Source organism: Flavobacterium sp. I3-2 (assembly GCF_013389595.1).
Taxonomy (GTDB): Bacteria; Bacteroidota; Bacteroidia; order Flavobacteriales; family Flavobacteriaceae; genus Flavobacterium.
Map to the genome: position 1 here is coordinate 3,240,950 of NZ_CP058306.1, position 25,800 is coordinate 3,266,749.

The 25,800-nt window shown below is 30.1% G+C and carries 26 protein-coding genes and 1 pseudogene; 12 read left to right on the forward strand and 15 right to left on the reverse strand.

Features of this window, described 5'->3' with window-relative positions:
* Positions 1-101 precede the first annotated feature (101 nt).
* Entirely contained in the window at positions 102-1,898 is a 1,797-nt protein-coding gene (locus HW119_RS15265) for an acyl-CoA dehydrogenase family protein (RefSeq protein ID WP_177765876.1), read from the forward strand.
* Positions 1,899-1,956: 58 nt separating this feature from the next.
* Here the strand turns inward: HW119_RS15265 and HW119_RS15270 are convergent, their stop codons facing one another.
* Positions 1,957-2,643 (reverse strand): hypothetical protein, encoded by a 687-nt coding sequence (locus HW119_RS15270; RefSeq protein WP_177765878.1) that lies wholly within the window; start codon positions 2,641-2,643, stop codon positions 1,957-1,959.
* 78 nt (positions 2,644-2,721) lie between these two features.
* Here HW119_RS15270 and HW119_RS15275 point away from each other — a divergent pair, with 78 nt between their 5' ends.
* The 4 genes from HW119_RS15275 to HW119_RS15290 all read left to right on the forward strand — a co-directional run bounded on the left by HW119_RS15275 (position 2,722) and on the right by HW119_RS15290 (position 7,302).
* Positions 2,722-3,534, forward strand: coding sequence for a hypothetical protein (locus HW119_RS15275; protein ID WP_177765880.1), 813 nt, complete (start codon positions 2,722-2,724; stop codon positions 3,532-3,534).
* Between the two features lie 157 nt (positions 3,535-3,691).
* Positions 3,692-4,102, forward strand: a complete 411-nt coding sequence (locus HW119_RS15280; RefSeq protein WP_177765883.1) for an NUDIX hydrolase — start codon at positions 3,692-3,694, stop codon at positions 4,100-4,102.
* 20 nt (positions 4,103-4,122) lie between these two features.
* Entirely contained in the window at positions 4,123-6,495 is a 2,373-nt protein-coding gene (locus tag HW119_RS15285; protein WP_177765886.1) for a carboxypeptidase-like regulatory domain-containing protein, read from the forward strand.
* A 3-nt stretch (positions 6,496-6,498) separates the two neighbouring features.
* The gene (locus HW119_RS15290) at positions 6,499-7,302 is read left to right on the forward strand and encodes a DUF4249 family protein (protein WP_177765888.1); all 804 of its coding nucleotides are present in this window, start codon (positions 6,499-6,501) and stop codon (positions 7,300-7,302) included.
* 365 nt (positions 7,303-7,667) lie between these two features.
* On the opposite strand, the pseudogene HW119_RS16985 reads toward HW119_RS15290, so the two are convergent.
* Positions 7,668-8,306 (reverse strand): annotated as a pseudogene (locus HW119_RS16985) (transposase).
* Positions 8,307-8,446: 140 nt separating this feature from the next.
* Positions 8,447-8,794 carry a transposase gene (locus HW119_RS16880; protein WP_317171492.1) on the reverse strand — a complete coding sequence of 116 codons (348 nt, stop codon included), beginning with the start codon at positions 8,792-8,794 and terminating at the stop codon, positions 8,447-8,449.
* A gap of 118 nt (positions 8,795-8,912) precedes the next feature.
* On the opposite strand from HW119_RS16880, the gene HW119_RS15300 reads away from it, so the two are divergent.
* Complete coding sequence (locus HW119_RS15300; RefSeq protein ID WP_177765890.1) at positions 8,913-9,803, forward strand: hypothetical protein; 891 nt, start codon at positions 8,913-8,915, stop codon at positions 9,801-9,803.
* A 58-nt stretch (positions 9,804-9,861) separates the two neighbouring features.
* On the opposite strand, the gene HW119_RS15305 is transcribed toward HW119_RS15300, so the two are convergent.
* The 3 genes from HW119_RS15305 to HW119_RS15315 form a co-directional block, all read right to left on the reverse strand.
* Entirely contained in the window at positions 9,862-12,135 is a 2,274-nt protein-coding gene (locus HW119_RS15305; protein WP_177765892.1) for a T9SS type B sorting domain-containing protein, read from the reverse strand.
* A 22-nt stretch (positions 12,136-12,157) separates the two neighbouring features.
* Positions 12,158-13,945 (reverse strand): hypothetical protein, encoded by a 1,788-nt coding sequence (locus HW119_RS15310; protein WP_177765894.1) that lies wholly within the window; start codon positions 13,943-13,945, stop codon positions 12,158-12,160.
* Positions 13,946-14,012: 67 nt separating this feature from the next.
* The gene (locus HW119_RS15315) at positions 14,013-14,456 is read right to left on the reverse strand and encodes a DUF4268 domain-containing protein (protein WP_177765897.1); all 444 of its coding nucleotides are present in this window, start codon (positions 14,454-14,456) and stop codon (positions 14,013-14,015) included.
* 69 nt (positions 14,457-14,525) lie between these two features.
* On the opposite strand from HW119_RS15315, the gene HW119_RS15320 reads away from it, so the two are divergent.
* Entirely contained in the window at positions 14,526-15,164 is a 639-nt protein-coding gene (locus tag HW119_RS15320) for an NUDIX hydrolase (RefSeq protein WP_177765900.1), read from the forward strand.
* Between the two features lie 44 nt (positions 15,165-15,208).
* On the forward strand, positions 15,209-16,018 hold the full coding sequence (locus HW119_RS15325) for a lysophospholipid acyltransferase family protein (protein ID WP_177765903.1): 810 nt from the start codon (positions 15,209-15,211) through the stop codon (positions 16,016-16,018).
* Positions 16,019-16,063: 45 nt separating this feature from the next.
* Here the strand turns inward: HW119_RS15325 and HW119_RS15330 are convergent, their stop codons facing one another.
* The 7 genes from HW119_RS15330 to HW119_RS15360 all read right to left on the reverse strand — a co-directional run bounded on the left by HW119_RS15330 (position 16,064) and on the right by HW119_RS15360 (position 21,590).
* Positions 16,064-16,501, reverse strand: coding sequence for a hypothetical protein (locus HW119_RS15330; RefSeq protein WP_177765906.1), 438 nt, complete (start codon positions 16,499-16,501; stop codon positions 16,064-16,066).
* A 51-nt stretch (positions 16,502-16,552) separates the two neighbouring features.
* Entirely contained in the window at positions 16,553-17,356 is an 804-nt protein-coding gene (locus tag HW119_RS15335) for an arylamine N-acetyltransferase family protein (protein ID WP_177765909.1), read from the reverse strand.
* 112 nt (positions 17,357-17,468) lie between these two features.
* The gene (gene tpiA / locus HW119_RS15340) at positions 17,469-18,221 is read right to left on the reverse strand and encodes a triose-phosphate isomerase (protein WP_177765912.1); all 753 of its coding nucleotides are present in this window, start codon (positions 18,219-18,221) and stop codon (positions 17,469-17,471) included.
* Between the two features lies 1 nt (position 18,222).
* Positions 18,223-18,843 carry a TlpA family protein disulfide reductase gene (locus HW119_RS15345; protein ID WP_177765915.1) on the reverse strand — a complete coding sequence of 207 codons (621 nt, stop codon included), beginning with the start codon at positions 18,841-18,843 and terminating at the stop codon, positions 18,223-18,225.
* Position 18,844: 1 nt separating this feature from the next.
* Positions 18,845-19,921, reverse strand: a complete 1,077-nt coding sequence (locus tag HW119_RS15350) for an ABC transporter permease (protein ID WP_177765918.1) — start codon at positions 19,919-19,921, stop codon at positions 18,845-18,847.
* A gap of 1 nt (position 19,922) precedes the next feature.
* Positions 19,923-21,026, reverse strand: a complete 1,104-nt coding sequence (locus HW119_RS15355) for a BT_3928 family protein (protein ID WP_177765921.1) — start codon at positions 21,024-21,026, stop codon at positions 19,923-19,925.
* 15 nt (positions 21,027-21,041) lie between these two features.
* On the reverse strand, positions 21,042-21,590 hold the full coding sequence (locus tag HW119_RS15360) for a DUF1599 domain-containing protein (protein WP_177765924.1): 549 nt from the start codon (positions 21,588-21,590) through the stop codon (positions 21,042-21,044).
* A gap of 105 nt (positions 21,591-21,695) precedes the next feature.
* Here HW119_RS15360 and folP point away from each other — a divergent pair, with 105 nt between their 5' ends.
* Entirely contained in the window at positions 21,696-22,526 is an 831-nt protein-coding gene (gene folP / locus HW119_RS15365) for a dihydropteroate synthase (protein ID WP_177765927.1), read from the forward strand.
* The gene (locus HW119_RS15370) at positions 22,513-23,016 is read left to right on the forward strand and encodes a hypothetical protein (protein WP_177765930.1); all 504 of its coding nucleotides are present in this window, start codon (positions 22,513-22,515) and stop codon (positions 23,014-23,016) included. Before folP ends, HW119_RS15370 begins: the two co-directional genes overlap by 14 nt.
* On the opposite strand, the gene rlmH is transcribed toward HW119_RS15370, so the two are convergent.
* Entirely contained in the window at positions 23,010-23,483 is a 474-nt protein-coding gene (rlmH, locus tag HW119_RS15375) for a 23S rRNA (pseudouridine(1915)-N(3))-methyltransferase RlmH (RefSeq protein WP_177765933.1), read from the reverse strand. The genes HW119_RS15370 and rlmH overlap by 7 nt on opposite strands.
* Before the next feature lie 37 nt (positions 23,484-23,520).
* The gene (locus HW119_RS15380; protein ID WP_177765936.1) at positions 23,521-23,859 is read right to left on the reverse strand and encodes a tRNA-binding protein; all 339 of its coding nucleotides are present in this window, start codon (positions 23,857-23,859) and stop codon (positions 23,521-23,523) included.
* 46 nt (positions 23,860-23,905) lie between these two features.
* On the opposite strand from HW119_RS15380, the gene HW119_RS15385 reads away from it, so the two are divergent.
* Complete coding sequence (locus tag HW119_RS15385; protein ID WP_177765939.1) at positions 23,906-24,481, forward strand: DJ-1/PfpI family protein; 576 nt, start codon at positions 23,906-23,908, stop codon at positions 24,479-24,481.
* 331 nt (positions 24,482-24,812) lie between these two features.
* A complete protein-coding gene (locus HW119_RS15390) occupies positions 24,813-25,766 on the forward strand; it encodes an IS110 family transposase (protein WP_177761900.1) in 954 nt (317 codons plus the stop codon).
* Positions 25,767-25,800 lie beyond the last annotated feature (34 nt).

The following is a 25,800-nucleotide window of genomic DNA, read 5'->3' on the forward strand; positions in this document are numbered from 1 at the left end:
ATAATAAAAACATTATTAAAAACGATTAACCAAACAATTAGTTGAACTTGAAATAGGGACGGAAGCTTTTTCATTTCTTTTCATCTTAAAAACATAAAATTATGGCAAATATCACAAGAGGAGGTCAATTCTTAGTAAAAGAAACCCTTTCACAAAACATTTTTACTCCAGAAGATTTTTCTGAAGAACAAGTTATGATGCGCGATTCAGTTAAAGAATTTATTGACCGCGAAATTTGGCCAAACAAAGAACGTTTCGAGAAAAAAGATTACGCCTTCACAGAAGAATGTATGCGTAAAGCTGGAGATTTAGGATTCTTAGGCGTAGCTGTTCCTGAAGAGTTTGGTGGTTTAGGAATGGGATTCGTTTCTACCATGTTAACTTGTGATTATATTTCTGGAGCAACAGGATCTTTCTCTACTGCTTTCGGAGCTCATACAGGAATTGGAACGATGCCAATTACTTTATACGGTACAACAGAACAAAAAAATAAATACGTTCCTAAATTAGCTTCAGGCGAATGGTTTGGTGCTTACTGTTTAACTGAACCAGGAGCGGGTTCTGATGCAAATTCAGGAAAAACAAAAGCTGAATTAACTCCAGACGGAAAGCATTATAAAATCAACGGACAAAAAATGTGGATTTCTAATGCTGGTTTCTGTAATGTAATGATTGTTTTCGCACGTATCGAAGACGATAAAAACATTACGGGATTCATCGTTGAATACGACCCGAACAATTCAAACGGAATCACTTTAGGTGAAGAAGAACACAAATTAGGAATTCGTGCAAGTTCAACACGTCAAGTTTTTTATAACGATACCTTAGTTCCGGTTGAAAATATGTTGGCTGGTCGTGGTGAAGGATTTAAAATTGCAATGAATGCCTTAAATGTTGGTCGTATTAAACTTGCTGCAGCTTGTTTAGATTCACAACGTCGTTTGATTACTAACTCAGTAAAATACGCTAACGAACGCATTCAGTTTAAAACTCCAATTGCAAACTTCGGAGCTATTCGTTCTAAAATTGCTGAAATGGCTACAAATGCTTATGTTGGAGAATCTGCATCTTACAGAGCTGCTGGAGATATCGAAAACAGAATCAATGCGCGTTTAGCTGAAGGAGCTTCACATCAAGAAGCTGAATTAAAAGGTGTTGAAGAATTCGCTATTGAATGTTCTATCTTAAAAGTTGCAGTTTCAGAAGATGTACAATCTTGTGCTGACGAAGGAATTCAAATTTTTGGTGGAATGGGATTCTCTGAAGATACACCAATGGAATCTGCTTGGAGAGATGCTCGTATTTCTCGTATTTACGAAGGAACAAACGAAATCAACAGAATGTTAACTGTTGGTATGTTAATTAAAAAAGCGATGAAAGGTCACGTAGATTTACTAGGACCTGCAATGGCTGTTGGAGAAGAATTAATGGGAATTCCAGATTTTTCAACTCCAGATTACGATGAATTATTTGCTGAAGAAAAAGCATTATTAGCGAAATTGAAAAAAGCTTTCTTAATGGTTGCTGGATCAGCAGTTCAAAAATATGGAACTGAATTAGATAAACACCAACAATTATTAATGGCTGCATCTGATATGTTAATTGAAATTTATATGGCAGAATCTGCCATTTTAAGAACCGAAAAATTAGTTGCTAAAATTGGTGAAGATGCTGCAAAAATTCAAATTGCAATGACACGTTTATACTTATACCATGCAACAGATATCATTAACAACAAAGGAAAAGAAGGAATTGCTTCTTTTGCTGAAGGTGATGAACAACGCATGATGTTAATGGGATTACGCCGTTTTACAAAATACGACAATATGCCAAACGTAGTTGCTTTACGCGATATTATTGCTGATAAAGTAATCGCAGAAAATGAATATTGCTTTTAATTTAATATAGCTTATTAATGAAAAAGCCCACTTGAAATTATCAAAGTGGGCTTTTCATTTAAAATTTATAAAATAATTTTACTTGTAAATTTCCATTAATATTTGTTTGTTGTCCTTCTTTTCGGTATCTACTACCAAAATCCCAAAAGTTAGAATCTTCGTCTCTTAAACTTAAATTAACAGGATCAGAAAAAGTAACATCCACAAATTTAACTCCAAAACCGAAAGATGGATTTATACCAAAAGTTTTTGATTTATTAAAATGAGCAAAAAAGCCATAATTTACATTAAAAGCAATTTTTTCTCGTTTAAATTTTATCTCATCATATTCAAATAGTACTTCATTTCCTTGATTATTTCGCTCACTACTTTTAAAATAATCATCAAATAAAGTTTCTGTATGATGGATTTGAATAAAATCTACAGATACATAATTTTGAAATCTTTGATTTGGATTAAAAATATATCCAAACTGTAATCGATAAGCAAACAACATATAATCTTCCGAATCACCATTACTTCTTCCATTGTATCTATCTATTGAATGCCCTAATTCAATTCCTGCAAAATAATTACTACCAAAATTTCTCATATAACCGATTGATAACCGATTTGGAGGAACTATCAAGGCCGAAACATCTAAATAAACCGTGTTCTTTTTCTGTTCAACTTCTTGAGCATCTATTGTATAACAACCTGTTAACATAAAAAAAGTAATAATAAAACTTTTATAATTCATTTTCATGATATATTTTTTTACTAAAATAACATTTTATTTAATTATTAGATTTTATATTTGTTAAAAAAAATAAAAACGAAACTAGTGGAAAATTTAAACGATAAAACTGAGACTGGACATAATTCATTTGAACCTCAAAAAAAATCTAATAAAAAATTAATTCTAATTATTATTTCAATTATTGCTTTAGTAATTGCCCTTGGAATTGGAATTTTCTTTTTTGTTTATAAAAAAACACAAGATTATAAAAATGAGCAAATTGAATTATCTGCAGAAGAAAGAGTTGCAGCAATAAACAGTTTATTTTCTGTGTCAGAATTCGACGCAATTCCAGATAATTATAAAGCACATATTTATGATTTTATGGAATATAACAACTTTTTAGACGGTACTTATTTCTTAACTAAAATATCGGATCGTGCCAAAAATGTTTTTGCATTTGGTGATTTTACAAATGATGACAACGAAGAAGATGATTTAGCAATTATTATAGAAAGTAATGATTTCAAAAGTTCTAAATTGGTAGTTTTCAATCACAAAGGTGAACTTTTATACATTGAAGATTATGAATATGACTTACCAACTATTAATTCATATAAAGTAGGTTCAAAAATATATATGGATGAATTAAAATTGGTTCCTTCTCCTTGTGACGGTTTGATTATTAAAACACAATATTTCAAAAAAGCTTTGGTTTACGACAAAAAGGACAAAAAATTCAACACATATCATCAATACACACAAGAAGAAATTGATGCAATAAAAAATGAAGAAGATTATAATGAAGAAGATTATGACGAAGAAGTTGTAGGTGAAGCTCAAGTTGACGTTACGAAAACCATGGAAGTCACGCCATATAAATCTGAAGATGATTTCAAAATTCAAGAAGTTAAATAAAAATCAAATGCTGTTTAGATAGAATTATCAGACAGCATTTTTTAATTCAAAGAATATCAAAATTTCAATTTTAAATTTTTTAAACATACTAAAACCAAAAATTCTCAGTTTTAACTATGTTTCGAAATCATCTTTAATAAAATATATCAAAAGTAAAATGAATAAAATTACAATTGCTTCGGCAATGATCCTTAATACAAAAAATGAAATCTTATTGGTACGAAAAAAAAACTCAACTTATTTTCAATTACCTGGTGGTAAAGTAAATAATAACGAAAATCATTTCGAAACTTTAAAAAGAGAATTATTAGAAGAAATCCAATTAAACATTGATGAATCTAAGTGTGTTTTTTTAGGTAGTCATGAAACAGAAGCAGTTAATGAAAAAAATACGCGCGTTTGTGGTAACTTATTTGAAGTAATTGATACTAACTTAGATAACATCCAAATTCAAAATGAAATTGAAGAAATGGCATGGATCAACCATTCAAATTATAAAAATTATAAATGGGCGCATTTGGCAAAGGAATTTATCCTTCCGATATGGCTAAAAAAACAAATTAAATAAAAAACCATATACACAAAAAAATGAAAAAGAATCTTTATCTTTTACTTTTCTTTATTTTTAGTTATTCGCTCTCTGCTCAAGTGCTTTTTAAACTTAACGGAAAAGTTAAAAACAATAACAATGAATCACTTGCAGATGTTGTTATTTACATTTCAGAAATAAACAGAGAATTAACTACCGATTCACAAGGTAATTTTGAAACCGATTTAGCAGCTGGAGATTATACCATATTTGCTGAATATTTAGGTTTTGAAAGTTTTCAACAAAACGTTACAATTACTAAAGATCAAAATTTAAACATTCAACTAAAAAGTTTAGGAGATGAATATTTAGATGAAATTGTAATTTACGCAGACGGCAAAAAGATTGATGTTCGTAAGCCAGAAATGAGTGTAAATACATTAACTGCAGCTGAAATCAAAAAACTTCCTGTTGTTTTAGGAGAAACCGATATTCTAAAATCGATTTTACTTTTACCTGGAGTTGTAAACTCGGGCGAAGGAACTTCTGGGTTTAACGTTCGTGGTGGTGGTTCGGATCAAAATCTTTTGCTTTTAGATCAAACCAATGTATTTAGTTCTTCTCATTTGTATGGATTTTTCTCGGTTTTCAATAACGATGCGGTTCGAAATATCAAATTATACAAAGGTGGTATTCCTGCGCGTTATGGCGGAAGAGCTTCATCTGTTTTGGAAATTGACCAGAAAGTCGGAAGTTATGAAAACTTCAGTGCTTATGGTGGAATCGGTCTTTTATCAAGTCGTTTAACTGTTGAAGGCCCAATTATTAAAGATAAATTTTCTTATTTACTTTCTGGAAGAGGTTCTTATGCTCATTTATTTTTAAAGTTAACAGATATTAAAAGTACCGCATATTTTTATGATTTAAACGCCAAATTAAGTTACAAATTTGACGACTACAACAACTTAAATTTGACTTCATATTTTGGTAGAGATATTTTTAAATTTAATACTGCTTTTAATAATAATTTCGGTAATACAATTGTTTCTGCAAATTACAACCATAGATTCAACGAAAACATCAAAGGAAAATTATATGCTAATTTCACCGATTATCAATATAATTTAACGCTTGGCTTTGTAGGTTTTGATTGGAATTCTGGACTAACAAATTATGATTTCAAATATCATATTGACCAAAATATTTCAGATAAGTTAGATTTAAAATATGGAATTCAAGCACAATATTATAAATTTAATCCAGGAACTATTGAACCAATTTCTGCAGATTCACAAGTAAATTATTACAAAATACCTAATAAATTCGCATTTGAACCTTCTGTTTTTATTGAAGCAGAACAAGAATTAAGTTCCATTTTCCGTGTGAATTATGGGGTTCGTTATTCTCAATTTTATCGTTTAGGTAAAGAAGAAATTAACAATTACGCCAACAACAATCCAGTTATTTATAATCCACAAACCGACGCGTACGAAAAAGCTACTCCAATTAGTCAAACATTTTACGGTACAAATAAAAAAATAAGCTTCTTTGATAATTTCGAACCAAGAATTGCACTTTCTGTACAAACCCAAGAAGAGCAATCTTTGAAATTCAGTTTCAGTAAAATGGCGCAATACATTCATGTAATTTCTAATACAAATGCTGCGACACCTTTAGATATTTGGGAACCAAGTGGCCCGTATGTGAAACCACAAATTGTGTATCAATATGCGGCTGGATTTTTTCAAAACTTTAAAGACAATAATTATAGTTTAGAAATTGAAGCGTATTACAAAGACGGAAAAAACCGTTTAGATTATATTGATGGCGCAGATTTAATCGGAAATAAAGCTATCGAACAAGTTTTACTTAACGGAAAAACAAGAGCTTACGGAGTTGAATTTTTATTCCGTAAAAACTATGGTAAATTCAATGGTTGGGTTGCATACACGATTTCAAAATCGGAACAAAAAACCATTGGAAAAACACCTGGCGAAGTCGGAATTAATCATGGAGAATGGTATCGAACACCATATGACAGAACGCATGATTTAACCATTGTTGGAAATTATGAATTAAACAAAAAATGGTCGTTAAGCGGAAGTTTTATTTTACAATCGGGTCGTCCAGTAACGTATCCGGTTGCTAAATATGAATTTTTAGACCAAACGATTAACGATTTTGATGAAAGAAACAATTATAGTTTACCTGCATTTCATCATTTAGACATTTCTGCTACTTATGTTCCCAATCCAGACAGCAAAAAAAGATGGAAAAGCGAATGGGTTTTTAGTATTTATAATGTTTACGGACGTAAAAATGCAGCTTCAATCAGCTTTAGAGAAAATGAAGATTTTAGAGAAAAAACAGAAGCTGTTAAACTTTCTATTTTCGGAATTGTACCAAGTGTAACGTATAATTTTAAATTTTAAATCATGAAAAAAATCTTATATACTTTAGTAATTGCTTGTAGTTTATTTTTTACAAGTTGTGAAGATGTGATTGATTTAGATTTAAATCAGTATGAAAAACGTGTGGTTATTGACGCCAATATTTTTGTTGGTGAAAATAATTATAACAAAATCAGATTGTATTATTCGGCTCCTTTTTATGCAACATCTTACGAGTATATTTCGACAGCAACTGTTACAATAAAAGATTTAAATACAAATATCAATTATCCGTTTACGTACACATCAAACGGAAATTATGAAAACAATGCTTTTAATCCGAATGTTTTAAACGAATATGAATTGAACATTTCTTATGATGGCAAAGTTTACAAAGCCTTTTCAAATGTTACACAAGCTCCAATTATTCAAAATGTTGAGCAAATAAACAATGCTGGTTTTTCTGGTAAAGATTATGAAATTCGTTTTTATTATCAAGATGATCCAAACGAAGAAGACTATTATCTTTCACAAATTAAAAATGATGATGAAAATGAGTTTAACATCAGTAACGACCAATTTACAAATGGGAATTTAAGTTATGATTTATTTTTTGCTGAAGAAGATCAATTAGGTGTAACATATTATTATTGGTTAACCAAAATCGATAAAGATTATTACAATTATTTAAACAAAATGTTTAGTAATGCTGCTGCAAGCGGAAATCCTTTTGCAACACCAACCGGAACATTAAAAGGTAATATTACAAACACAACTAATACTGATGATTTTCCTTTAGGTTATTTTCACATCGCAAAAAGAGAAAGTGTAATCTACACCATTCAATAAATTTAAAAACTCTCAATTTTTGGGAGTTTTTTTTATCACGCAAAAAAACATTTTGTAATAAACTAAAAATTGAACTGCACCCAAAAGTTTGAACAGATTAAAAATTAAATGTTATAAAAATGAGTCCGATTTTGTTTCGGATTCATTTTGTTAACACTGTCCAGAATTTTATGTAAACAGAATTAAGATGGGTTTGACTGTTTTTACAGTTGAACCCTTTTTTCAAATATCGCTAAAAATTCATTTAAAATTACGTCCCAATTATGAATTGGTTGTGTCCATTTTTTAGTAATTTGCATTAAAGAAAGGTATACTGATTTTTTTAATGCCTCATCAGTAGAAAATACCATCTTGTTTTTGGTATATTATCTGATTTTACCGTTTAAATTTTCAATTAAATTTGTGGTGTATATAATTTTTCTAATTTCGATTGGGAAATCAAAGATTACGGTAAATTCATCCCAAATCAAAGACTCATCGAGTTCTAATTTAAAATAGAATCACATGAGATAATTATTTCTCCAAGATTGAATTGCATACGGATATTTTTGATTCCATTTTTCAGCAAAACGTTCTAATTCTTGAGCTGCCATTTCTCTATTAAGAGCGTTGTAAATCAGTTCATGTCTGAAGTAAACTTCTTCTTATCTTTCCAAACCACATATCTTGCAGAATTTCTAATTTATTCATTTTTTTATTGTTTAATTACGGAATTCATGATTGCTTAGTAGTTGATGAACTACACAGATCTGTGTAGTAGCTTGTGTGAATCGATTTAAATTATCAATTACTGTAACTAAAATACTTTCAACACCACGAGCTTTTAAGTCTGTTAATACACCTTGCCAAAAGGCTGCAGATTCATTTTGCCTAAGCCACATACCAAGCATTTCCTTGTGACCATCCCGATTCAAACCAACAACTTAATAAAAAGTTTTATTGTTTACTTTACCGTCTTGACGAACTTTAAATACGATTCTATCTATCCAAACAATACAATAAATCGGGTCTAACGGACGATTTTGCTAATCAAGAACTTGTCGATTAACCTTGTCGATTAACCTTGTCGGTTATAATTGAAATAGATTAAGTAGAAAGCTTATAACCATATAGTTCATAAAGTTCTTGTTGATATCTGATACACTTAACCCTTTAGCGTAAAGAGAATTACCACATTTTCAGATGGAATGGTTTTAGATTGATGTTTAGGAACCACAATAGATTCAAAACTTCCGTCGCTATCACAAGGAACTGAAATTATAGTTTCGCCATGTTCGCTTTTTAAGCGCTTAGAAGTCGAACCATTACACGCATTGTTACTATCATTTTTTTCATTTTTAGAGTAACCTAAATGCGCATCAAGTTCGTCATGTAACATCGCTTCGATTAAATCAGAATGTAATTCCTTTAATAATTTACTTAAGTCTTCTTGTATTTTTAAACCTTCTAAAAGTCCTTGGTCTTTGATAATTTTGCCTACTGGTGATTTCATAATAAACTGTGTAAATAAATTCTTTTTGGTATTTATTAACACATTTATTTGTTTTATAGTTTGATTTTAACTTAAAATTATTAATTTTGAATAATATTTTATAATTAAATCAATCACTATGAAAATGATTTTATTAAGTTCATTATTTGCAATTGCAATTTTAGTTTCTTGTGATAAGAAAAATGATGCCAATGGAACAAATTCAAATGATTCATCTTCAGAATCTAAAGAAACAGTTGCAAAACCAACAGCTCCTAAATCGGAAGGAACTGTTCGTGTGTTATTTGTAGGAAACAGTCACACAGAATATTTTGTGAGTTTTCCAAAAGTTTTAGAAGCTCTTTGTAAAGAAAATGGTAAAAATGTTGAAGTTTTATCGTTGTTGCAAATGGGTGAAGGAATTGATAAAATTATTTCATCTAATAAATCTGCAGCTGATAAAATGTTTGGACAAACCGATGCCGATGGAAATTATATTGATTTCGTAATCATGCAAGAATCTACTCCAATCGCGATTCAGGAAGTTGATAAATTTAATTCGAATACTAAAATGTTACATGACTTAGTGGCTAAAAACAGTCCTGGTGTAGCAACTTATGTATATCAATTAATGGCTCCTTTTGAATTTGGAAGTTCTGATTTCAAAGATTATCAGCCTGTTTTAATTGAAAATGTGAATAACGCTGCGAAAGCTTTACCAAATGCTGGAGTAATAAATTTTGCTACTGTATTAGCTTCAGCTTATGAAGGAAAAGAAGGTTATAATCCTAAGAATAATGAAGTAGATTTATTACGTTTTACGGATACTTCTAAACATATGTTGAATGATGCGGTTTTCTTAAATTCAATTGTTTTATATCAAAATTTATTTGGAGAAACTCCTAAGATTCCACAGCAATTACCACTTTCTACAGGAACTTCTGATAATGATGATATTAAAATGATGGATGTAAGTAAAGGAGTTTCAAATCCGGATGCCTTACTTAAAATAGCTACTTCGTTTAAATAATTTACAATTTGTATATTAATGAAATACCCCTTGAAGATTATACTTCAAGGGGTATTTTTTATCTGATTAAAGAGAAATGACCTCTTAATTCTTTACCATTTGAAAAATTTACTAAAAACCAGTAATCACTAGGTTGCATTGGTTTTCCATTACTGGTACCGTCCCAAGAAAACTCTGATTTCATTCGGTATAATAATTTTCCATATCTGTCAAAAATTGAAATAATTGCATTTGGATCCATGCGAGTTAAATTTGGAATACGCCAAGTATCATTGAAACCATCATCATTTGGTGTAATGAATCTTGGATAATCTAAAATATAAACACTTAAAACTTTTTCTCCACAGCCAGTTAAATCTCGGATATAAACGGTATAAGTTCCAACGCTTAATCCAGTGAAAACATTTGATAATTGATAATTGATTCCATCAAGAGAATATTCAAAAACACCGTTGTCGTTGACAATAATCGTTATTGAGTTATTAGATTCATTAAAATCAGTTGTTATTATTTGTACATCTGTAGGTCCACTTGAAATAGTTACATTAAATGATTGTGTAATTTCGCAACCTTCGATTGAAAAATAGGTAACGGTATATAATCCAGCTGTAGAAACTTGAATACTTTGTGCTGTTTCTCCAGTGTTCCAAGTGTAATTATTATTTTGATTGGAAGCGGTTAATGTTAACATTTCACCTTGACAAATTGAAAATTCTTGTAATGGTATGTTTTGTGTATTTACAACATTCAAGTTAACTTTTAAAATGGCAACACAAGTTCCGTTAATTGAAACTTTTGCAAAGATTTCTTGTTGATAAGCAATTGTATTTGTAAAATTAGTCGGAAGTGGATTGGTTTCGTTATTTGCATCCTGCGTAGTTAAATAAAAATCAATCATATGGTTTTGACCGAAATTGTTTTGCATACGAATTTCCTGAGCAATTTCAGTCAAATTAAAACTTGTAAATCCATCTGTTGAATTAGCATCAGCATCACATTTCGTTTGATTGATTGGAGCAATATTTTCGGAATTGATCAATAAGTTAATTGTAGCCACATATTCACAACCACTTTCAGAAACAATACGAGCAAAAACTTGCGTTCCATTCGTAGCGTTAAAAGGTATTGCTGTATTTATGACCCCAGATAAAACTCCATTGTTGTTATTTTGATAAAAACTTATTGAGTCCAATGGATCAATTGTAATTAATTCGATGGCGTCATTAATATTGAAAGAAGCGGTATTTTCATTAGCTACTCCACAAAGTTGTAAATTAACTGTTTGTTCAAAATCAAATAAATCGTATTCAACAGTGATTTCACCTTCAGAAATACAACCATTTTGTTGTGTGATTTTTACTTTATAGATTCCGGCTTCTGTTACAGTGTAAGTACCTTGACTTTGATTTGGAATTAAAATATTGTTTTTAAACCATTGATAAGTTGCATTAGATGTTGTTGCATTTAATGTTAAAGTTTGATTAACACACAATGCGTTGTTATTTGCAATTAATTTATTAGGACCTAAATCAACTTCAGCATTAAAACTATTTGCTCTTAAAAAAACAGCAGAATCATAAAGTGCATTTCCTTGGTCAGCAATTACGATTTTAATTCGATATGTATTTCCTGGAATTACTGCTGTTTCGACATGCATAGGAACTGTATTTCCATTATATGCAATAGGAGAATTTATGTCGTTGTAACTAGCAAAATACTGTGCGTTTGATGCAGGACAAAGTCCACCTGCGCCACGGATTGTACTCGATGTTACTGGTGTATTTGTTCCTGGTACTAAAGCTAGGTTTTGAGGTGTTGTTCCGGCAGTTATATTCGTAAGAATAAAAGCAAAACCATCTGTATAATTACATTGATTTTGAGTTCCGTTGATTAAATATTGCTCTGAAGCAAAAATATAATCAAAACGAATTGTATTGGCAGTCGGAATAAAATCAAAAATTAAACTTGAAGCATTGTATGTATTGTTGATATTTACAGCGTTTTGTAAATCCATATCTCCAGTCCAACTGCTAGGTCCATCGCTTAGAGTAGCGAAACTTGGTCCAGGAGCTGCTGATAATTTACCTGTAGTCAGTACAATTCCTTCATCGAAAGGAAAACTTGATTGCGCTTTGTTAAAATATCCCCAGCTTTTCATTCCATCAGGAAAAGTGTAGCCGTTGAAATTAACATTTAAAACATTAGTACATGTTCCGTTTATGAAACCATCGATTAATTGTTGGTTTGTAAACGTATTATTTACTGTGATTTGTTGCGCAAAAATAGTTTGCGAAAACAAAATTAAAAACAGTATTTTGTGGATCATCTTCATTTTGCAAAGATAATCATTTTTTTTATTGATATGGTACTGTAGTTGGTCGGCCAGAGTTGAAACGCATTAAATCAAAGTTATCATTACGTATATTATTTGTTTTGATGATGTTTCTTCCGTTTCCAGGAATTGTTGGATAAAGAGCTATTGAAAATTGAATATTCTGAAAAACTAGATAATCATTATTTAAAAGAATACCAATGGCTATTTTAGAATACATTTCATTTGAAACAAATTTGTTGTTTTCATCTCCTAACCATCCTAATGAAGCGGATAAAAAAGGACTGGATCTAAATCCTAAAATACTTCCTGGCGCATAAGATTGTGTTTGAAAACTCAACAAAACACGCTTGGTTCCAAATAAATTATAACTATAAAAACCATCAATACCATTTTCGATTCCATTTAAATTAATTCGATCTTTTGAGTAATCCAATCGATTGTAACCATAAACCAATTCAGGGTTGAAAAATTGTCTGAATTTCCAATTTCTGTATTCATATATTCTTGAGAAAAACATTCCTTTGATACTTAAAACACTTTGTTCAGCTTTGCTTCCGTTATAAAAAGTTCCCCATTCTACATTTACACCAAAATAATCATCATTAACAAATTTACCAATTGAAAATTCCGCACCTATATAGGGTCTTAAAATTCGATTCTTCCATTGCAAACCTCCAGTTATCGAAAAGTTTTTACCATAATTCACGTCTTCAATCAAACCATAATTGAATAAATATTTAGTTTGCTTGTATTGCGATGAAGAAATTGCAAGTGAACCTAAAAGAAAACGTTGATCAGTATATAAACCTTCTGGGTCATTTGAAGGCATTGGATTCTCTTTATAATTGATTACATTATATCGTAATGATGTGATAAAGTTTGTGATGTTTTTTTCTTCGGGTTTAGAAATTCTAAAAGCTCTACCAACCCAAACGTCATAAACATTATATTTTATATTCGTAAACTCGTAATTGTTGTTTACATCAGGAATAGAATCTTTATAGAAAATTTTCGAAAGCGTTATTCCACCAGCATATTTTGCAAGAGGCGAATAAAATGGACGTTCAACGTAAACTGATTTTTGATGATTTTTAGCAAAGTCAATATCGTATAAACCACCCACATTGATAAAAGTATTTTTGATATTATTTACTTGATATTGCGCGCGAAAAGCGTGTTTGTTTTGTATGAAATTTGTTTTGTATTGTGTTGATAAATAGTGTCCAAAACCTCCGAAATTTCTAGAAACCAAACGTATTCTTCCTCCTGAATTAGATAATGAACCAGTTGGGTAAATACTCCAAGCATCTAGTACTTTGATATCGATATCAACAGAATCAGGATTATTCGGAATTAATATTGGAGTGATTTTTACTCTTCGAATATAACGTTGTGTACGCATTAAACGTTCACTTTCTTTTATTTTTACAGAATCTAATTTTTGATCAGGCTTAAATAATAAAATATTTCTGATTGTAAATTTTTTTGTTTTTAAATGTGCTTTATTTCCAAGTCGTTCAATTCTTTTTTTCGGTATTTGTGTCGAATCATCAATCGAAAAACCAAATGGATCCATGGTTTGGATGTCAATATTTCGAATGATTTTTCCTTCAAAAGGACCATAATTGATGGTTTCAACTTTATTAATTTCTTTTACTGTTGTCGGTTTTTGGGTTGATTTTTTTTTGAAAACTAAATTTTCAATTGATTTAAAAAAGTTATTTTTTTTTTGCGGTTTTTGATTATTCTCAACCGAATTTACTTTAGGTATAGTATCGCTATTTTGTGCTTTTGTTTGAAGACACAAAATCAAGAAAAACAGTATGTAAATTTTTTTTAGCAACGAGTTTTTAGTAAAAGTTAAATGTATTGATTTAGGTATTTAATTCCAAATCTTTAATGTAATCTTCATATTCATAAAAGAAAATTTCAAAAGCATTCATTTGTTCATTGAAGAATTCAAAAATTCGTGGCCAAGTTTTTTTATTATTTGAACTCACTTGATCTAATTCAACCCAAATACGACTGATTAATTTTCCACTTTCTAAATATAAGTTTCTTTCAAAAAGCGCATCAGGAACATGCTCTTCCCAAAGAATTGTTCGAAGAGATTCAATTTTTTCGTAATAAATTTTTCGTTTTTCATCGTCCTTACATTCAATATCAAGCATTACCATTGCTTTTTTGTTATCTACATAAAACTTAAACGCAAAATCTTTGATTTTTGTATCAAACAACAACCATTTTCTTGGATAAGCTTCTGCAAAATCAATCCAAAATTGTCTTTTAAGTTGTTGTACTTCTTCTTTACTGAACATTTTAATTTATTTTTAGGATATAAATATATTTAATTTTTTTACTTTTATTTCTACTTAAGAAAATGATTTATGTTATTCGATAAATTCTTAGAATTAATCCCTAAAATTGAAAAAGAACCTTTGCTTTCTTCAGAAGCTCATAAAAAAATGGCTCCATTAGAGCGATTAAAATATTATGAAAATTATGACTATTCCATTCATAATCCTAGAAAATCCGCGGTTCTTTCTTTATTTTACCCCAAAGATACGCAAACCTATTTATTATTAATCGTTCGTTCAGAATATGTAGGTGTACATTCTGCTCAGATTTCTTTTCCTGGAGGTAAAATGGAAATATTTGATAGTACATTACAAGAAACTGCTTTGAGAGAAACGGAAGAAGAAGTCGGAATTTCAAGAGATAAAATTGAAATTATAAAGCCATTTTCTGAATTGTATATTCCTCCAAGCAATTTTTTAGTTTCTCCATTTATGGGAATTACAACAGAAACAATTATACCAAAAATAGATACACGAGAAGTTTCTCATATTTTAGAGTTACCAATTCACGATTTATTAGATAATCGATTGATATCTAATGTGAAAATGACAACTTCATATGCAAATGAAATTGAAGTTCCCGCATTTATAATTTCAGAACACATCGTTTGGGGAGCAACTGCAATGATTTTAAGTGAAATAAAACAGACTATAAATAATGTTATATAAAAAAGTCTTTTGTAAATTTGTAGATTGTACTAAAAATGAAATTTATGGGATTATTGAGAAAAGATCCGTTCGGGCATGTACTTCTTTTTAAAAAATGGCTCATAAGAATCTTTGGATTTATTACGCATAAGCGATATAGAGGATTTAACGAATTAAGTATTGAAGGCTCTGAAATTATAAAAAGTTTACCAGAAACGAATGTGCTTTTTATTTCAAATCATCAGACCTATTTTGCTGATGTTGTTTCTATGTTTCATGTTTTTAATGCAAGTTTAAAAGGACGAGTTGATAGTATTAAAAATGTATTTTACATTTGGAATCCCAAATTGAATATTTATTTTGTTTCTGCTAAAGAAACCATGAAATCTGGAATTCTACCTCGAATAATGAGTTATGCTGGTGCGATTACCGTAGAACGAACTTGGCGCGAAAAAGGAAAAGACGTTGCAGAAAAAAAAGCTGTAAATCCAAATGATACTGAGAATATTAAAATTGCTTTAAATGACGGTTGGGTAATTACATTTCCGCAAGGAACAACCAAATCATTTAAACCTGTACGTAAAGGAACCGCTCATATTATTAAAGAACACCGACCGATTGTTGTTCCGATTGTGATTGACGGTTTTAGAAGATCTTTTGATAAAAAAGGAATTTGGTTAAAGAAGAAAGGAATTCTACAATCAATGGTAATCAAAGAGCCTTTAGATATTGATTACGATAATGATTCTATTGATGTTATTGTTGAAAAAATTGAATTCGCAATTGAACAGCATCCATCATTTTTGAAAGTTGTTCCTGCAGAAATTTTAGAAAACGAAAAGGAATTAAATAAAAAACGACGTTTCAATTATTAAGACAAAAAAATCGGCAAAAGCCGATTTTTTTGTCTTAAATATATTTTACCACTTCAAAGGAATATTCAAACCAAAAGAAAACGTAAAACCTTCTATAGGTTTTAAATCCTTTTTCGTGTTGGTTTCAATTCCATATCCAAAAGTAAAATCGATGATTGTTAATACAGAAAATCCAACTTTTGGAGTTACGGTATAAGGCGAAACTTCTGCTTCAATCATAGGTATAATTAAATAATCTGTCTTTGGATAATACGTTAATCCAACTTCTGGAATAGCTACAAATTTATTTCTAAAATGAGCCAAATTTGCAGTTGCATCAATTTTATATGTAAAATTATTATTTGAATTATGTAAATAAAAACCACCAATTTTTGCCATATTTCCACTTTGCGTTTGGTACGAAATCGTAGGTCCGTAAATATTAGTTTGCGCAACAGAAATCGAGGTAATCAATCCGAATAATATAAGAAAGTGTTTTTTCATATCAATTAATTTAATAAATAGTTGGATTATGAATTTCAAAACGAATGCTTCTTAAAGAAATGTATTTAGTTTTTTATCCAAAAATTCTTCTTCTTCTGAGATTTCGATGTTAAAAACAGAAGTAATTATATTTTTTAATTCTTCGATAGTTTCAATTTTTAAAGTTTTTGATGTACCGTTTAAATCATATGTTTTAAAAATATTATTTACAAGTGAATATCTACCATTTTTATCAGCCTTAGAAAGGAAAAGAATGTTTGTGAAAATGAAATCCGGATTTGTAGAAGTGTACCAATTACCAACTTCAAAATCTACAAAATATTGCGGATTTTTATTAAATCTATACATTGATTTCCAGTTGTTATTTATTCTTGTTTGCAAAACAAAATCATCTTCAAACTTTATAATTTGGTATGTTTCATGAGGCGTTTCTTGAACTTCATCTAAAACAAATTTAAGTGGTGAAGTCAATGTTTGCGCTCCGAAACCAACATCTATAATATATTCAATTTGATTATAAGTCACTAACAGAAACATATGTGTTAATGAAGTAATTGAATTTATTGAATCATTCCAAACAACACGTCCTGCTAAAGGTCTAACTTCAAAACCAATTTCAGTTAAAATATGTAAAAATAATGTATTTTGTTCGTAACAATATCCACCTCTTTTCTTTAAAACTAATTTCGCTACAATCGAATTTATATCAATTTTAACGGGTAGTTTTAAAAGTGGATTTATGTTTTCGAATGGAATTGTAATTGCATGTAGATAATTCAATTTTTTTAAAATTTCAAAATCTACTTTGCATTCTTCAGTAAAACCAATTCTTTCAAAATATTTGTTTAAGTCCATATTGATTTATGTCTTCTGTGATTTATCGATTATTTATTTATATTATTTAAAATTGATTTACAAAACCATTTTGAATAAAAAAAGCTGTAGATAAATTTACAGCTTTTAAACTTTATATTGCGCTAACAATAGCAGAAAAATCTTTTGGATTTAAAGCAGCTCCGCCAATTAATCCACCATCAACATCTGGTTTAGAAAAAATTTCTTTAGCATTATCTGGTTTCACGCTTCCACCGTATAAAATAGAAGTATTGTTAGCTACGTTTTGATCGTATTGATGAGCGATCTGTTCACGGATAAATTGATGCATTTCTTGAGCTTGTTCTGGCGTTGCAGTTTCTCCGGTTCCAATTGCCCAAACAGGTTCGTAAGCAATTACGATGTTTTCCCAAGCTTGTTTTGGCAAATGAAACAAAGCATCTTTTAGTTGGTAATAAACGACATTTTGAAATTGCTTGCATTCACGATCTTTTAATTCTTCGCCAACACAGAAAATAACACGCATTTTGTGTCTTAAAGCTGTATCAACTTTGCTAGCTAGAGTTCCGTCTGTTTCTTTAAAATATTGTCTTCTTTCAGAATGTCCTAAGATAACGATGTCAACGCCAATGCTTGTCAACATATCAGCAGAAATTTCACCAGTAAAAGCACCACCTTCAGCTTGATGCATGTTTTGCGCAGCAACTCCAATATTTGTGCCTTCTAATTGTTGTGTAGCAATTAATAAGTTTGTGAATGGTGGAGCAACAATGATCTCAACTTCTTTATCGTTTGGTAATTCGTTTACTAGTTCGTTTAAGAAAGCTGAAGTTTCTTGTGCATTTTTATGCATTTTCCAGTTTCCGGCTACAATTGAATGTCTCATATTATTGGTCTTTTTTTTCTGAATTTTTTAAAATGAAAAGGAACGTTTTGTCATCGGCAGCGATGGATTTATAATCGACAATCTTTCCTTCTTTATTAACGATGATGTAACGCGGAATCCAATCTAAATCAATTGACTTTCCAAATTCGCCACTCATTTTTTCGTTTAAATAATAATGCGAACCTTTAAGTTTATATTTTTCTATCGCTTCTTTCCAAGCTTCAGGTGTTTTATCTAAAGATAAGAATACATAAGCTACATCTGGAAATTGTTCTTGCATCTTTTCGATAGAAGGAATTCCTTTGATACAATCTGGACACCAAGATGCCCAAATATCAATAACAATAGTTTTTCCTTCATTCGCTTTTAAAATGTTTTTAAATGTGATTTCAGTTCCTTCTAAGGATGTGAAATTTTTATCTAAAGTAACCGTTTTAAATTCGTCAGAGTTGATATTACTATTGTCTTTTATTTTTAATGTATCTTTTAGATTATCAAATCCACTAGCAATTTTACTATCAATAGATTCTAAATCTTTTTTGATATTAGATTCATTATTTTCTTTACATGCGCTAAAGAGCATAGCACATACAGATAAGGTAATTAAAACTTTCTTTTTCATATTAATTCAATTTTATTTTAGGATCTAAATAAGCATAAATCATATCAACTAAAATTGTAATTACTACAAATGTTGTTGCTATGACTAAAACAGATCCCATAATTATAGGCAAATCTAAATTGTTTAATGCATCTACAATTTCTTTACCAAGTCCGTTCCATCCGAATATAAATTCGACAAAAACCGAACCTGCTAACATAGATGCAAACCAACCAGAAACAGCTGTAACAACTGGATTTAATGCATTTTTTAATGCGTGTTTATAAACAATTTTTGCAGTTGATAATCCTTTTGCTTTTGCTGTTCTGATGTAATCTTGACTTAAAACTTCAAGTAGCGAATTTCGCATTAATTGGATGACAACACCAAGCGGACGAATTCCTAAAACTACCGCTGGTAAAATACTGTTTTTTAATTGTAAATGAACGCCTTCGCCAAAATCATCTACCTCGTATAAACTTCCGGTCATGTTTAATCCGGTATATTCATTTAACACAAAACCAAAAATCCAGGCAGCAAGAATCGCACAAAAGAAAGACGGTAAACTCATCCCGAATGTACTGATGATTGCAATGGTTTTATCAAAAGCGGTGTCTTTATATAAAGCTGACAAAATTCCTAAAAAGATTCCTAAGAAAATTGCAATTCCAACTGCAAAAAACGCTAAGAAAATCGTATTTGGTAATGTTTCTGCAATAATGTCCGTTACCTTTTTACCATTTTTTTGAAAACTTTCTCTTAAGTAAGGAGCTTTTAAAACGACATCTGTATTTTTTGTACTAAATAATTTAAACCCATTGTATTTGTCTTGGTCAAAGAACGTATAATTATCTGTGTTTTTTGAATGAAACGACAAAACAGATAAATCATTTAAATAATTTACATATTGTTGTGAAATCGGTAAATCAAAACCGTATTTCTTTTTGATGATTGCTAATTGTTCAGAGTTTTCATTTTGGTCTAACATCATTCGAGCTGGATCTCCAGGTAAAATATTAAACAAAAAGAAAACAACCGTGATAACACCCCAAAGTGTTAATATTCCATAGCCTAATTTATTTAAAAAATAACGTAACAAATTATTTTAAAGTTAATTTAGCAGCATCTTGCCAATGTAATTTTTCTACAATTGTACCGTATTCAACCACAACTAAACTCGGATTTGCTCTTTCAATTGTTTTTAAAGTTGTAGCATCACAGAAATAGAAATCAAAATTGAAATTAAATTCAGAATTATATTTAGATATTGTTTCGATATTTGAAGCTGTCAACGCAATCACCTGATAACCTTTATCTTCTGCTTGTTTTGAAATTTCGTTTAATTTACCTAATCCTTCTTCTGAAGCTAAATCAAGATTATAACTCACAAACATTAAAAGTTTTGGTTCTTCTAAAAATTGGTCCAAATAATTTTCACCATCTTTTTCAATAAAAAAATCATGAATTGGCGGTTCGTAACCTTTTACTAAAAGTTTTTCTTCACGCGAAACGAATTCTGCATTTGCAGGTAAATTAGCTAATTCATCCATTTTGAAATCTTTTTCAACTCCATCAACTTTGTATTTAAAGATGATGTCGTATTCAGATTTTGGAGCTCCATCTGGAATTTCCATTCCCTTACGGATATTTGTTCCTACTTTATAAGCTCTGAAATCAATCACAGGCAAATGATTTAAAACGTGAAATCCTAAATATCCACATAAAATTAATGTGATTATTGAAACTGCGTAATTTAAACCTGAAGATTTGAATATTGGTAAAATATATTTTTGTCCAGCAAATAAGATTAAAATCAAAACTAAAAGAACCACATCTTTTCCGAATGATTGCCAAGGTGTTAGTTTTAAAGCATCACCAAAACATCCGCAATCTGTAACTTTATTGAAATAAGCCGAATAGAAAGTTAAGAATGTAAAGAATAAAATCATTAAAAATAAACTCCATAAAGTAAATTTCTTTTTAAATCCAATTAGTAATAAAACGCCAAGAACAACTTCAACTATGACAACAAAAACAGCAATACTTAAAGCTAAAGGTTGTAAAAATGGAAGATTGAAAACAGCTTCAGAAAAATATTCGTCTAGTTTAAATGAAAATCCAACGGGATCATTTAGTTTAATTAATCCAGAAATAATGAATAAAAATCCTACAAAAAATCGGGCGATTTGAGTTATAAATTTCATGTTATATTTTTTTAATTATTTAGTTTCAGCTAATCCCATTAAAATCAATGAGAAAACTGCATAGTTAATCATATCTTGATAATTGGCATCAATACCTTCAGAAACCAAAGTTTTTCCTTGGTTATCTTCAATTTGTTTAACACGTAAAAGTTTTTGTAAAATAATATCTGTACAAGAACTCACACGCATTTCGCGCCAAGCTTCACCGTAATCGTGGTTTTTATTCAACATCAAATTTTTAGTTTCTTCGATGTGTTTGTCATAAAGCGCAATAGCTTCTTCGTTAGTTAAGTCGGGTTTTGTTGTAATTCCTTTCTCGATTTGAATTAAAGCCATCACACAATAATTGATGATTCCAATAAATTCAGAAGTTTCGTCTTCATCTACTTTTCTAACATCGTTTTCTTGTAAACTGCGAATGCGTTGTGCTTTAATAAAAATTTGATCGGTTAAAGAAGGCAATCTTAATATACGCCAAGCACATCCGTAATCTTGTAATTTTTTCGAATATAAATTTTTACAAATGGTGATGATGTTATTATATTGTTCTGAAGTATTATTCATTGTGAATTCTATATTTTTTATCAAAAATAAGAATAAACTTCAGCTTTTAAAATTTTATACATCGTAATTTGATTAAATTTGTTTGATATTTATATAAAATAAAAAATGACGATAAATTGTAATGGGAAATTGATGGATTTTGAAGTTCCGAAAGTAATGGGAATTTTAAATTGCACGCCAAATTCATTTTACGATGGTGGAAAATATACATCCGAAAATGCTTTTTTAAAACAAACCGAAAAAATGTTAATTGAAGGTGCATCGATAATTGATATTGGAGCTTATTCAACACAACCTAACGCACCTTTTGTTTCTGAAAGTGAAGAACTTCAACGTATTTTACCGGTTGTAAATGCTTTAGCTAAAGAATTTCCTGAAGCAATTTTGTCTATTGATACTTTTCGTGCTGAAGTTGCCAAACAATGTATTGAAGTTGGTGCTTCAATAATAAACGATGTTTCTGCCGGATTTTTAGATGAAAAAATGTTTGAAGTGGTGGGTAATTATAAAGCACCATATATAATGATGCACATGAAAGGTACGCCACAGAATATGCAAAAATTTACCGATTATGAGGATGTCATGAAAGATATGATGTTTTATTTTTCGGAACGAATTGCCACAGCTAAAAAACACGGAATTGTAGATGTAATTCTCGACCCAGGTTTTGGATTTTCTAAAACATTAAATCAGAATTATGAAGTTTTAAATAAGCTAGAATTATTAAACGAATTTAATTTACCAGTACTTTCTGCTTTGTCACGAAAATCAATGTTGTATAAATTTTTAAACACAGAACCAAATGAAGTTTTAAACGGAACTACTGTTTTACATACTATTTCGTTAATGAAAGGAGCAAAGTTATTACGTGCTCATGATGTAAAAGAAGCAGTTGAATGTGTGAAATTAATCCAAAAAATGTATGAAAATAATTAAGATTTTACCAATCCTATCGACTTTGTTTTTAGCTTCATGTGCTAAAAATGAAATGAAAATTTCTCGAGCTGATAAATCAATTGTTACAGAATTAATTGAACAATCTCCAATTTACATTACCAAAACTAACGAAGGAAATTTCGATATTAATGAAAATAATCGAATAGGAAATACGGATTGGGTTTTTAGTATCGAAAGTAGTTTACCTATCTCAAAATTAGTCCCTGATGTTCAACGTTTGATAAATAAAAAATATGCTGAGGGCATGCATCCTGATTCAAAAAAGGTGTATTTTTTATATATGGATTCAATTAAAAATCAAATTGCTTATTTACCTATTAATCAATTAGAATTTGTATCTGAAAAATCTGAAGGACAAAAAGTTTTGAGTTTTGATAAAAATATTTCAACAGAAAAATTTATTCAAGAAATGGTTAATGTAACAACCAACGATAGTTTGCAACCAAAAATTCAAGTTTATTTTTACTGATGATGATATGGTTCGTTTTTAAGAATCGTAAAACTTCTATAAATTTGTTCAATTACAAATAAGCGCACCATTTGGTGAGAGAAAGTCATAGCGGAAAGAGAAATCTTTCCGTTTGCTTTTTTATAAACTTCATCAGAAAATCCGTAAGGACCGCCAATAACGAAAACCAATGTTTTAATGCCAGCATTCATTTTCTTTTGTAATTCTTCAGAAAAACCTACGCTCGAAAAAGTTTTACCATTTTCATCTAACAAAATCATATGGTCGGAACTTCCAATTTTAGATAAAATCAGTTCGCCTTCTTTTTCTTTTTGTTGCTTTTCAGATAAGTTTTTTACGTTTTTAATATCGGCAATTACCTCCAAATCAAACTTAACATAAAACGACAATCGCTTTGTATAATCGTCAATTAAAGTTTGTAAAGCTTTATTGTCTGTTTTTCCGATGGCAAGTAATTTTATGTTCATGCTGATTTTTTTTGCAAAAGTAAAATTTATTCGTCTTTTATCCAATTTTAAATCCGTTCGTCACTTTGCGTTCAGGTTCGATTAAAACAACATCTTTATCATTTCCAACAACACCTAATACCAAACATTGACTCATAAAATTAGCAATTTGTTTTTCAGGAAAATTAACAACAGCCATCACTTGTTTAAAAAGGATTTCGGTTTGCGAATAGCATTTCGTAATTTGTGCAGATGATTTTAAAATACCAAGTTCGCCAAAATCAATCCAAAGTTGATAAGCCGGATTTTTAGCTTTTTCAAAAATTTTCACTTCGATAATTGTGCCAACACGAATATCGATTTTCTCGAAATCGTTCCAAGATATTATTTCTTTCATTTTAATATTTTTTATAAATTTAAGAAACTTAAAAATAAAAGAAATTATGGCAAAAAAAATATTAATGTTAGCAGGTGATTTTGTTGAAGATTACGAAATCATGGTTCCATATCAAGCCTTATTATCAGTAGGATGTGAAGTTGATGTAGTTTGTCCAGGAAAGAAGAAAGGAGAAATCATTGCTACAGCTATTCATGATTTTGTCGGTTTTCAAACTTATGCCGAACTTAGAGGACATAATTTTCAGTTAAATCAAACATTCGAAAATATCAATCTTGAAGATTATGCGGGTTTATATATTTGTGGCGGTCGAGCACCAGAATACATTCGTTTGAACGAAGGGGTACTTTTGGCTACAAAATATTTTTTCGATAAAAATTTACCTGTTGCAGCAATTTGTCACGGAATTCAAGTTTTAACTGCTGCCGAAGTTTTAAAAGGAAGAACTTTAACCGCATATCCGGCTGTTGGTCCTGATATTAAATTAGCAGGTGGTGTTTATAAAGAAATCGCTGCCGACGCTGCTATTACCGACGGAAATTTAACGACTTCACCAGCTTGGCCAGGTCATCCAGCAATTTTAAAAGAGTTTTACAAACTTTTAAATATAAAGATAGGTTAGTTTTTGGACGTTCCCTCGCTCATTATATATGTAGGAGTAAAATTGTATTAAGTAGAAACCGCTCGGTCGGGCTTTCCGCTATATCTTTTTTTATTCTTTGTAAGTGTCATTCTATGTTTGCAAATAGTTATTTTTAAATATTGTAAATCGAGAAAGAAAAGAAAGGGTAAAGAAGTAAGACTATTGATTGTCATTTGTCATATAAGACCGTTCAGAATGTTAGTTCCTTTACCCTTACTACAAAATTTGGACAGAACATTAGGTTATAAAGCCTGTATTTAGAATAGGTAAATTAGTGTAGTAATTTCTTTTCTGATAAAACATTTTATGTATGTGTAAAATTATTGGAATTGACATTAGCAAACAAACTTTTGATGTAAGTTTTAAGCGAAAAGAACGATGGGATTATTTTGTTTTTCCTAATGAAGAAAAAGGATTTAAACAGTTGTTAAATTTGATAGAACAAGTAGATTGGGTTGTTATGGAGGCTTCGGGCAGTTATTATTTCCCATTAGCTACTTTTTTAAGCAGTCGGAATATTAAAGTTTGTGTAGAAAATCCTTTGGTGATCAAGCGTTTTAGTCAGACAATGCTTTATCGTGCTAAAACGGACAAAAAAGACGCAAGAACAATAGCCGAATATGGTGAAAAGTATGACTTGAAACAGTGGGAACAAGAAAGTGAAAATTGTACGAAGCTTCGACATTTATACACACGAGTTGAACTGTTAAATAAACAAATCCAACAAAACAAACGCCAATTAGAAGCCTTTGAAAGCAGTGGTTCGTTAGACAAATTTTTAGAAAAGACTATAAAAAAAGATCTTTCCAATCTTGAAAAAACCAAACATAAAATCGAAGTAGAAATGGAACGATTAGCAAAACAGCAATACGGTCAGACTATCGAGAATATTGAGAGTATTCCAGGCATAGGTAGAAAAACCGCAATGATGCTATCTTTGATAACCGATAACTTCAAGAAGTTTGAGAATTATAAACAGCTCATCGCTTATGTAGGGTTTAGTCCCAGAATATATCAAAGTGGAACCAGTGTAAAGGGAAAAGGACATATTTGTAAAATGGGTAAAGCACAAATCAGAAAGTTGCTTTATATGTGCAGTTGGTCAGCTAAACATTGTAACAAAACTTGTAAAGAAATGTACGACAGATTGAAAAGCCTTGGAAAACCAGAAAGAGTAATTAAAATAGCTATTGCAAACAAACTATTAAAACAAGCGTTTGCAATAGCTAAAGCGAATGGTAAATATCAAGAAAATTATTGTTAAAATAGTTGCATAGAAACACAGAACATTCTGAACT